9 protein-coding genes are annotated in these 10,385 nt (G+C 53.3%); 6 read left to right on the forward strand and 3 right to left on the reverse strand.

All coding sequences use genetic code 11. The annotated features are described in order from the left end of the window. The 6 genes from ACEW8P_RS11185 to miaA form a co-directional block, all read left to right on the forward strand. Nucleotides 1-1,344: 7TM diverse intracellular signaling domain-containing protein (locus ACEW8P_RS11185; protein WP_373513163.1), on the forward strand; the 1,344-nt coding region annotated here is incomplete at its 5' end. After that, the gene (locus tag ACEW8P_RS11190; protein ID WP_373513164.1) at nucleotides 1,341-3,185 is read left to right on the forward strand and encodes a 7TM-DISM domain-containing protein; all 1,845 of its coding nucleotides are present in this window, start codon (nucleotides 1,341-1,343) and stop codon (nucleotides 3,183-3,185) included. The genes ACEW8P_RS11185 and ACEW8P_RS11190, both read left to right, overlap by 4 nt. A gap of 70 nt (nucleotides 3,186-3,255) precedes the next feature. Continuing rightward, complete coding sequence (locus ACEW8P_RS11195) at nucleotides 3,256-5,061, forward strand: 7TM-DISM domain-containing protein (protein WP_373513165.1); 1,806 nt, start codon at nucleotides 3,256-3,258, stop codon at nucleotides 5,059-5,061. A 196-nt stretch (nucleotides 5,062-5,257) separates the two neighbouring features. Next, nucleotides 5,258-5,887 carry a response regulator gene (locus ACEW8P_RS11200; RefSeq protein ID WP_373513166.1) on the forward strand — a complete coding sequence of 210 codons (630 nt, stop codon included), beginning with the start codon at nucleotides 5,258-5,260 and terminating at the stop codon, nucleotides 5,885-5,887. 139 nt (nucleotides 5,888-6,026) lie between these two features. Then, nucleotides 6,027-6,719: a hypothetical protein gene (locus tag ACEW8P_RS11205; RefSeq protein ID WP_373513167.1), complete on the forward strand. Its 693-nt coding sequence runs from the start codon at nucleotides 6,027-6,029 to the stop codon at nucleotides 6,717-6,719. Between the two features lie 168 nt (nucleotides 6,720-6,887). Then, entirely contained in the window at nucleotides 6,888-7,811 is a 924-nt protein-coding gene (gene miaA / locus ACEW8P_RS11210; protein WP_373513168.1) for a tRNA (adenosine(37)-N6)-dimethylallyltransferase MiaA, read from the forward strand. A 195-nt stretch (nucleotides 7,812-8,006) separates the two neighbouring features. On the opposite strand, the gene ACEW8P_RS11215 is transcribed toward miaA, so the two are convergent. From ACEW8P_RS11215 to ACEW8P_RS11225, 3 genes are all read right to left on the reverse strand, one after another. Then, nucleotides 8,007-8,297, reverse strand: a complete 291-nt coding sequence (locus ACEW8P_RS11215) for a nucleotidyltransferase family protein (protein ID WP_373513169.1) — start codon at nucleotides 8,295-8,297, stop codon at nucleotides 8,007-8,009. A 45-nt stretch (nucleotides 8,298-8,342) separates the two neighbouring features. Beyond that, nucleotides 8,343-8,651: a rhodanese-like domain-containing protein gene (locus ACEW8P_RS11220; RefSeq protein ID WP_373513170.1), complete on the reverse strand. Its 309-nt coding sequence runs from the start codon at nucleotides 8,649-8,651 to the stop codon at nucleotides 8,343-8,345. A gap of 165 nt (nucleotides 8,652-8,816) precedes the next feature. Further along, nucleotides 8,817-10,385 (reverse strand): T9SS type A sorting domain-containing protein (locus ACEW8P_RS11225; protein ID WP_373513171.1); only part of this gene is annotated, 1,569 nt, incomplete at its 5' end.

The following is a 10,385-nucleotide window of genomic DNA, read 5'->3' on the forward strand; positions in this document are numbered from 1 at the left end:
ACCGAATATTTTTTGTGGGGAATTTTCCTAGGCATTGTGTGCCTGATTTTGGTGCTGAACTTTGTGATGCTGCTGGCCGTGCGCGACTGGATTTACTTATGGTACAACCTCTATATGCACTTCATCTGTATGCATCTGTTCTGCGACGCCGGGCTGGGGTTCCAGTACCTGTGGCCGGACACGCCGCGTTTGAACGATTTCATGCCCGTGTACCTCTACGTATGGGCGGCAGCGGTGGCACAGACGACCTTCATGCAGTATTTCATCGACCAGAACCGCCAAAACAGCCGACTGTATCGCTGGGTCAACGCTTTTAAGTGGCTGATAACGGGCCTTCTGGTGTTGGCCATCGGCGTGCAGGGGCTGGAAGTGCCGGGAAGGGAGCAGTATATGTACCGATTTGTGTCGCTGACTACCTCTTATCTGGTTCCGGTTATCCTCGTCCTGACCATTTTGAGTCTTTACGAAAAAATAAAGCGCGGCGAGGGCGACAGGATGGTGCGCTACTACGGCTACGCGCTGGCGGTGCAGTTTGCGGGCTACGGACTGGTGGCGTTCATGAACCTCTGCCAGGCAAATGGCTGGCCCCTGCCCTTCGACCTGGAAACCTACCTGGTGCTGGGCGCAACGCTGCTCATCGACCTGGTTTTTTTCACCTACGGCTTGGCCTACCGTCACGTGACCACGCTGCAAGGCAACCAGCAGCTGGAACTGGACTTGCTCCAAAACCGGCAGGAGGCGCAGCAGCAGGTCATTGATTCATTACAGGACGAACGCCGCCGACTCGCCCAGGACCTGCACGATGACGTGGGGCCGCTGCTGGCCACGGCCAAAGGCTACCTCTCCCGGCTCGACCGCAGCAGTCCGACCACTTTGCTGCAACGCGCCCAGCGGCTGCTGGACGAAGCCGCCGACGAACTGCGCACGCTCTCGCACCAGTTGCTACCCCGGCAATTGGCCCAAACCGGGCTGGCGGGTGCGCTGGCCGAAGCCAGCCGACAGGCCAGTCGCCGGGGCATTCCGGTGCAGTTTGTGACAATGGGAGAAGCCCGGCCCCTGGGCGAGCAGCGGGAGCAACTGCTGTTCAGCCTGGCCGTTCAACTGATTCGCCGGGCGCAAAACCACGCCCAGGTCAATGAGGTGACGGTGCAACTGCTGTACCACGAGGAGCAGGTGAATCTCTCGGTGGAAGACAACGGCCAGCCATCGAGTCTGGCGGAGGCTGTCGCCGCCAGTTTGCAATCCAAGGCGGATCTGCTCCGGGCCGACCTGCTGTTCGACACCAACGACGCGGGGCATTCGGTTATGGTGAGTGTGTCAATCGCTAATCCGGCCCTGGCATGATTCGTAACCTGATAGTGCTGTTCGTCGTGGTCATCCTGCTGGTGCTGGGCCTGGCTTCCTACCACCTGTCCTCAGTGCGGGGCATCACCGTCCAGCCCGTGCCGATTTACCATTGGGAGGATTCCACGGCTACGGTGCGCGAAGCCGTGGCGTCCGGCACGTTCACGCGGTTGCGGGAGCGGCGGTTCAACGCGGGCTACACCGAGTCGGCCCACTGGTTCCGCTTCCGGCTCAAATCGAACCGCCAGCCTGCCGATTTTTCATTCGAGATTCGCAACCACACCATTGACCGGGTCGAGTTTTTTGAACTAAAAAACGGCAGTCTCCGCTCGCTGGGCCAAACGGGCAGTCGGCTGCCGTTCACGCAGCGCCCGTCGCCCACCAAGACTTTCGCGTACCCGATTCACCTGGAAGCCAACCAACAAGCCGACTATTACCTGCGGCTCGACAAGCGTTTCGAGAACCTGGCGACCGAACTCAAGCTGTGGCGGACGAGCGACTTCGAGGACAAAGAGCAGCGTGAGTATCTCCTCTGGGGGATGGCCTCGGGCCTGGCCGGGCTAATCGTAACTCTGGCTTTCCTGTTTTACGCCATCACCCGCGACCCGGTGTATGGCTGGTACGGCCTGTACACATTCGGGCTGTCGCTGCGGCAGTTGGCCGACACGGGCCTGGGCTTTCAGTTCATCTGGCCCGAACTGCCAGCCCTCAACCATCCCGACGCCGTTATCGAAGCGCTATGGATTTATATTCCGGCGATGCTTCAGTTTCAGCAGCATTTCCTGCAACTACGCACGACGGCAAAGCGGCTGTTCTGGGCCATGCAGGTGCTGAAATATGCTTTTTGCGTGGTCTTAATTCTGTTGGTCGTCAGCCAGTTGACGGGATTGACCCAAAGCTACTCGGGTTCCTACCGACTAATCACGCTGGTACATACAATTTTGGCGAACGTGGCTTTTGTCTTGTTCATCATTGTGGTTTTTGTGGGGTTAAGATCAAAGGACTCCGTCAAGCGGCTGTATGCCATCGGATTCGGGATTCAGATCGTCGGTCAGCTTTTTATTTATGCGCAAAATCTAATGCGTTACCGGGCTGATGGCATTTTTTTCGTGGATGCCTACCTGATCGTAGTAGTCAATTTCTTCATCGACATTGTCATTTTCGCTTATCTGCTGGCTTACCGCTACCGCAAATCTCTCGATGAGCAGCGGCGGCTGGAAATCAGCCTGGCCCAAACGCAGCAGCAGACCAATGCCGCGATCATCGATGTGCTGGAATCGGAACGCCAGCAAGTGGGCGACCTGCTGCGCACCGACGTCGGCGGCCGCCTTACCCAAACGCGCGCCCTATTGGCTGACGCCGCCCCCGCGCCACTACTGACGGAAGCCGTGGCCCTGATCGACCAAACCGACGACTGCCTCGAACAGATTGTGCGCGACAGTCCGCCGCCCGATTTGCTGCAAAAGGGCCTGCCGACGGCATTGGCCGAATTAGTAGCCCAGCGCAACGAAGCGGGGAACGTCCGCCTACACTTCCGGCACGACACCGACGGATCGGTTCCCGTCTTTTCGGCGGCGCAAACCCGGCAGTTGTACCGCATCGCCAACGAATTGACTAATAACCTGACGAAACACGCCCAAGCTACCGAAGGGAGCATCGTGCTGCGTCAGCAAACAGCGGGCTGGCAACTGACCGTGTCGGACAACGGCCAAGGCTTCGACCCGGCGCAGGACCAGGACGGCATCGGCCTGAAAAACCTCCTCGCCCGCGCCCAAACGCTGGATGCCACGGTGCAGCTCGAATCCGGCCAGACCGGGACAACGATACGGGTGCGCGGGTAGGAAAAAATACAAACAAGTTTGTATAGGTGGGAACGGCAACGCCCCCTACTTTTGGACAAAACCCACTCGCTTGAAAACCACGCACTTCATATTGCTCCTTCTGATCAATACTCACGCTCTTTTTGGCCAAAAAGTCGAAACACTGGCTGATTCTACGCGGCAGAAAACCGTGTGGCAGATGAAGGCGCTCTACGACCAGGGCCATTTCGAGCCATTGCCGACGCATCGGCTGCTGAGTAATTACACCACGGCCAATCACTGGCTGCACCTGCGGTTGCCGCCCGGTTCGCGACGGTTGCGCTATTTGGAAGTCGAAAATTCGCGCCTGAACCAAGTCGATTATTATCAAGTGGTGGGAGATTCCCTTATCGAGCAGGTCATTACCGGGGATTCGCTACCCTTCTCTACCCGGCAATTTGCACACTACCAGTGGGTATTCCCGGTGCTGCCCGACGCTACGCGTCCCACCGACGTTTTTGTGCGGGTAGCCAAATACGGCGAAGTGTTGACCACCAATGTGCGGCTTTGGGAGCCGACGGCTTTTGAAAATTACGGCCGCACCCGCTACCTGCTCTGGGGGGTACTCGCCGGGATGACGGGGCTGGTTCTATTGTTGAATGGCATGGTTTGGCTGGCCACTGCCGATGCCCTGTACGGCTGGTTCATGGCAATCGTGGTGGTGAGCGCTTTTCACTTGGGCGCGGCATCGGGGTTATTCTTTCAGTTTCTGTGGCCTGACTTTCCGATAATCAACGACTGGTACCCGCAGACGCTGTCCGCGTGGCTGATTGTACTCTTTCAGGTGCATTTCATGCAAAAATTCATTGGCCAAACCGCCCAAAACAGTCGCGTTTTTCGCTGGGTCAACGCGTTTAAGTACTGCATTATCGCCGCTACGGTGCTAACGATTTTGCTGTTAGTGCTGCGGGCCGTTCCCGCGTTTTACTTTCGGGTTTTATTGATCCTGACCCTGTTTTTCTCGCTGATGGTCGTGCCGCTGGCTGTTCTCAGCCTGCGTGAACGCCTCCGGCAAAGGGAACCGATCGTGCTGTTTTACATGGGAATCACCACGATGCAATTTCTGATTCTGACTTTATTTTTTGTGAATATTGGCTACGGCAGAACCGGACACCCCCTGTTCAATTTTACCAATGAAGGGTTGGTTTTGGTCAACTACTTGGTCGATTTAATTTTGCTGTCGCTCGGTGTCCTGTATTTTGGCTTCAAGCGTTACCGCCAGCAGAACGAGCAACTGCTCACCACGCTTCACCAACAGGAACAGGCGCAGTCAGACCGCATCATTGAGGCCCTGGAAATGGAGCGGAGCCGCATGGCCGAAGACCTCTACGACGATGTGGGGGCCATGCTTTCGACCGCCATCGGCTACGTGTCGAGCGTGCAGCGCAAGCCCGAGGTTCGCGAGAAGTTCCCGCTGCTGACCGAAGCCCGCCGTCTGCTAGACCGGGCGGTGGAAAACCTACGCACAGTTTCGCACAACCTCATGCCCAAGAACTTCGCCGAACTAGGCCTGGCCCAATCGCTGGCCGAAACCATCGACAAAGTACAGGTCACCACCGACATTCGTTTCCAGTACCTCGTGGTCGGGCAAGAGCGCCGCCTCGACGCCAGCACCGAGGTGCAGATTTTCCGGATTGCCGCCGAACTCATCAACGACATCCTGAAAAACTCCCACGCTTCGGAGGCCACCCTACAACTGGTTTTTCACGATAACCACCTGGTAATCATCGCCGAAGACAATGGCCCCGAGCCGCCCGAATACACGAATCTCCATTCCAAGGTAGCATTCCTCAACGGCAAAATCGACACCGACATCAGTAGCAGTGGTGTGACAGTGGTTGTGGAAATACCTTATTGAGTGATGAGTGATGAGTGATGAGTGATGAGTGATGAGTGATGAGTGATGAGTGATGAGTGATGAGTGATGAGTCATGAGTGATGAGTGAATTTAGCTTATTTTAGGTGTAGCGGCAAGCATATGCTATTTTAATTACTTGAATTTTAGGACGATAAGTATTGTCAACTGTCAACTGTCAACTGTCAACTGTCAACTAATGAAAAAGATACTCATTGCCGATGACCATCAACTTTTTAACGATGGAATGAAAATGATGCTGGGTGCCGAGGACGATATTGAAATCGTGGGGCAGGTGTTCAGCGGGAAAGAGGTACTTCACGCCGTGCATACCCGGCAGCCCGACCTGCTTTTGCTGGACATTAATATGCCGCACCTCAACGGGATGGAAGTAGCCGAAAAAATGCGGGAAAGCTACCCCGCCGTCCGCGTTATCATGCTCACTATGTACAGTGACCGCAAATTCGTGGACGACTGCAAGCGGTTGGGCGTACCGGCCTACATCCTGAAAAACTCCGGGGTTGACGAGGTACTGAACGCCATCGAAACGGTACTGGCGGGAAAGCGCTACTACGACCCTAAGCTGACCAAAAGCACAAATCCCGACCAACACGCCGACGATTCGTTCCAGCGGCAGTTCCAACTCACGAAGCGCGAAATCGAAATCATCGGGCTAATCGGCCAAAGCTTCACCAACGATGAAATCGCGGAAAAACTGTTCCTGAGCGTGGCCACCGTAAAAACCCACCGCAACAACATCAACCTCAAGCTGGGCATCAAGCAGCCCGCCGACTTGGTACGGTTCGCGATCGAACATGGGCTGTCTTGATTGAGTTTTAACGATTTGCCGGGCAACTTTTCTTCATATCATAACAAAATACAAACAAGTTCGTATTGAACGCCGGGGGTAGTGGCGGGTACTTTTGTGGGGTAAGTTTTACCTGTTCAATCCATAACTAAACCCGACAATGAAAACCGTTTCAATCAACGACAAATCGACTATCGGCCTGGTGATCGACGAAATCCATCGGAGTCCAATTCTGTTGCAACTTCCCAGCGTATTTGGTCTTTTGGCTGCCCCTACGAGTGAGGGAGCCAGGCAACTGGACGCCTTAAAATCCAGAGTGCCGGGTAAAAACTACGGAACGGTCATCGGATCGTTGAACCGATTTTTGACCCAGGCCAAGACCGAATGCTTACCCGGCTGTTTTGCGAATGCCAAGGATTATGCCGCCCTGACTGGTGCCTTTTTCCGTCTCCAATTCCGGGAGGAGAATTTCCAGTCGAAAACCATCAGAGACGGCACCCACCAGGGACTCTTGCTAACGGGTGCTTACCGGAGGTTGTTCAGTGCAATCGAGGATTCATTTGCGGCTTGTTCGCCGGACGAGATTTGGAACTACAGCAACTACTGCGCCCCGCTTTGTACCAGTTGCAACATCAGCGGCGATCCCGAAGGGTCGATCGTGCAGTTTGAAAAGGCACTGGAATTTGGCAGAACACGAGGCATTAACCTATTTATTACGGCCGAAAAAACGGCGACCGAAAAAGGGTCCTATCCCATTCTGGGGTTTGAGAAAGAACGCATCCGCATCCACCGGGAAGGACCTGGACTGGACATTTTCAAAGAAAAAATTCCCGCCCCTCTAAGAAGCTGGTAATTACCAGGATGATAATCGCCGAGTGTTGGAAAAGGGCAATCCTTTTCCAACACCCGGCGATTGTTTAATAAAATGCTGAAGTGAACACCGCGCGGGGATGAAATTATCGTAGAAAACTCAGAGTTTTGCGAAAGTAATCGATACGCAACGGGCAAGAATGAATTTCCATTGACCAACGTCCACCAGCCGCTAAAAATCCTCATCGTCATCGCCGGCCCCACCGCCGTGGGCAAGACGGAGCTTTGCCTGAAATTGGCCAAAGAATTGGATACCGAGATTATCTCCGCCGATTCGCGACAATTTTTTCGGGAGTTGAGTATCGGCACAGCTAAACCTACCGAAGCCGAATTGCGTCAGGTTCCGCATCATTTCATCAATTCGCATTCAATAGCCGAAACCTACAGCGCAGGTGATTTCGAGCGCGATGCTTTGGCATTGTTAAACAATCTGTTCCAGAAAAAGGACTGCGTTATCATGACGGGCGGTTCTGGTCTCTACATCAAGGCGGTATGTGAAGGACTGGATGACTTGCCCCGGCCCGAGCCGGGTTTACGGGAAGAGTTGATGCGGCAACTGCGCGAGGATGGTTTGGAATATTTGCAATCGGAAGTGCTGCACCTGGATCCGGTGTTTTCGGCTACGGCGGAGTTCCAGAATCCGCAGCGCGTCGTGCGGGCGTTGGAAGTTTTTTACAGTTCGGGCAGGCCAATTTCGTCTTTCCAAAAAGAAAAACCCGGTAAGCGGTCCTTTAACATTATTCTAATCGCCCTCGAACGCGAAAGAGGCGAACTCTACGAGCGCATCGAAAGAAGAGTGGATCAAATGCTGACCGATGGCTTGGTCGAGGAAGCGAAAAGTGTCATCGCCTACCGCAACCACCACGCTCTGAAAACGGTCGGCTACAAAGAAGTGTTCGGCTTTCTGGACGGCGACTACGACGAAGCGGAGATGGTTCGCCTACTCAAACAGAATACCCGACGCTACGCCAAGCGGCAGCTTACCTGGTTTCGGCACCAGGGGAATTATGCCTGGTTTCAGGCGGAAGATTATGCGGGGGTGAAGAAATGGATTCTGGAAGCAGTGGAAGTCTAAAATATATCGTGTGGCTTCAAAATGCTCAATTATTTTTTTGATCTGAGTCAGATTATTCGGTAGATGAAGCGTAGCGATGCGCCAAATTATTTCTGGATCTATGCGAGTCGAACACTCCCTTAATGCAAATATTGATCTTCTCAATACTGCTAACTATATCATAAAGAAATAAAGTAAACTCCCTCTCATTCGACTTCAAACCCATTTCAAATCCTGAAGAATGCGGCTACGCATGGATTCTCTGATTGCCTTCTGGGTGACCAGATCAACGCGAATCCCCAATATCTCTTCAATAGCATCCTGAACTCTGAAAAATTCCCAGCCCACAGGTTCAGCAAATTCTACCAAAATATCTATGTCGCTCGATTCGTCAGCTAGACCCTTGGCGTAAGAACCAAAATATCCAATTTTAGCCACATGATACCTTTCCGCCAAAATAGGTTTCAGCAAAGCTAGTTTCTCGACAAGTATCTGTTCGTCTATCATCAAATGAGAAAAAATATTGGTATCAGGAAAACTGCTACCCAAACATCAATCTTCTTCTTCCTCCATCCGCCGATAGGCTAAAATCCCGCCCGTCACATTCCGGACATTAGAGAAACCATTGGCTTGCAAGTACTTCTGTGCATTGCCGCTTCTGGCGCCCGAACGACAATGAACGATAATTTCCTCTTCTTTTTTGGCCTTTAGATCTTCTAACTCGTCGGGCAGGCTGCCTAAGGGGATGAGTGTGGCGCCTAAGTTATCTTCTTCGTACTCGTGCTCCTCGCGCACGTCATAAAAATTCATTTTTTCGCCGTTGTCGAGGCGCTCTTTCAGTTCTTGTACGGTAATATCCATGTGTTTAGGGGATGTAAGCTCTTTGTTATTGAACAATTTTTGGCTGTAAACTACAGGTAGTAAGTTGTATACCTACTGTTTCTAATTGGTTGCAAGATTATTTATGATGCGAGAAAAGCAAATGAAGTATTTTGAGGAAAAAAGCTTGTTGTCCAAAGTTTGAAACTACCTCTTCAATAAAATCTTCTGACCAACTACCCTCAGCCCATCCGTCAAGCGCAGCAAGTACAGTCCATCTGGCAGTTCGGCAAGGGACGCCTCACGCTGTCCTGCAACAGGTTGAATAGTTTTGGCTTTGATGCCTTGGAGTGAGTAAACGTCGATCTGCTGGATGGCGTCATTGTCCCAGCGAATCATGCCGTTAGTCGGGTTGGGAAAAACCTGCACCTTCAAGGTTGGTAAAGGCTCGGCACTCGTAATGATGCCGCTGGCCTTGCCGCCAAAGAAGGGCCGCACCATTACACTACCCTGTATTTCGGTATTAGCCGCCCACTCGGTGGAGAGGTTGGAGAAAAGCTGAGAAGTACCCAGGTTGGAATTTCGGTCAAAACCTACCGCCAAACCATCCGCGCTGATTTGCAGCCAGCCAACGTAAAATGTGTCCGTGACGGCCACGCCCTCGTTAAATTCGTAGGTTGTGAATTCGTTGCGGGTCGCGCCGTACTTTACGGGTACCGACTTCTGGTACAGCACGCGGTCGGGTCGACCGTCGCGGTTGCTATACACTTGAATGGTAAATCCCTGTCCGCTCACGTCCTTACGGATCGGTACCAGGGCCATCCGTAGCCCACCCAGCGTGTCCGGCGTTTTGGTGACAAACCGCACGACGGTGCGCCCCAGCCGTTGGTTCATTCTGACGCCAAATTCCGCGCTTCCGTCGTCGTAGGCATAGTAGTCGGCCAGTTCAGCAGTGGCGCTAATGGTGTCGTTCCGCCGCAGATTTACCGTCGGGATGGTCGGGTTCTGGTCGTCGGTCGTGAGCAGGTCGAACTTGTAGCGCAGTAGCATCCGCTGTCCAGTGTCGGGCTTAGTGAGAGGCTTGACCGGAACGCTCTTGCGCTGGGTTTGCTGGGCGGCGATGATTTGTGAAACGGGTTCCTGATAGCGTTGGATTTCCTTGCCAGTCAGCAGGTTAGTAATTGTGAAGGTGAAAGATGTAAAATTGAAGTTATTGAAAAGGTTGACGATGTCGGTGCGGACGCTATCGGTAGTTTCGGCAGTAGGATTGGCGAAATAATGCTTGAACGGCATCGCCGTGTAGCGCTTGAAAAGCGGCGTGAGGGGCTTCCTGACAGCAATGTCCTTAATGAAACGGTCGGAGATCGAGCGATTTTTATTTAAATAAATGTAGTCGAGATGCCAGGTGTCGAAAGCTCCTGACGAGCGGCCAAAGGCCCGAAAGCGAAACTGAAAATTGGCGTGCAGAAAACCCGGGTCTTTGATAGGAAGAAAAGTACGCCGGAAAGTAGTGTCGGGGTCGCCACCGCCGCGTTTCCAGACCGCGATCCAATCTCCCTTCTGGTTCAGAAATTCCAGTCGGAAAGTATCCGCGCGATCAGGTAGTTCGCCGAGCCCTTTGGGTTGGGTATAAAAACTCAGGTACAACGAATCGCCAGATACCAATCCGGCCAGATTGATCAGCTGCGAAGTCAGCGTGTCGGAATCGCCCTGCGCCTGTTCACTAACAAAATTATAGGGAACGCCGTCGGCTTTCAAGCCGTCGAAGGTCGCGAT

It is taken from the genome of Persicitalea sp. (assembly GCF_041751555.1).
In the GTDB taxonomy this organism is placed as follows: domain Bacteria; phylum Bacteroidota; class Bacteroidia; order Cytophagales; family Spirosomataceae; genus Persicitalea.

Bases quoted from the DNA above. Each gene is read 5' to 3' on its own strand.
- ACEW8P_RS11215 (WP_373513169.1), bottom strand. From the start codon at position 8,297: ATGATAGACGAACAGATACTTGTCGAGAAACTAGCTTTGCTGAAACCT.
- ACEW8P_RS11205 (WP_373513167.1), top strand. From the start codon at position 6,027: ATGAAAACCGTTTCAATCAACGACAAATCGACTATCGGCCTGGTGATC.
- ACEW8P_RS11220 (WP_373513170.1), bottom strand. From the start codon at position 8,651: ATGGATATTACCGTACAAGAACTGAAAGAGCGCCTCGACAACGGCGAA.
- ACEW8P_RS11190 (WP_373513164.1), top strand. From the start codon at position 1,341: ATGATTCGTAACCTGATAGTGCTGTTCGTCGTGGTCATCCTGCTGGTG.
- ACEW8P_RS11200 (WP_373513166.1), top strand. From the start codon at position 5,258: ATGAAAAAGATACTCATTGCCGATGACCATCAACTTTTTAACGATGGA.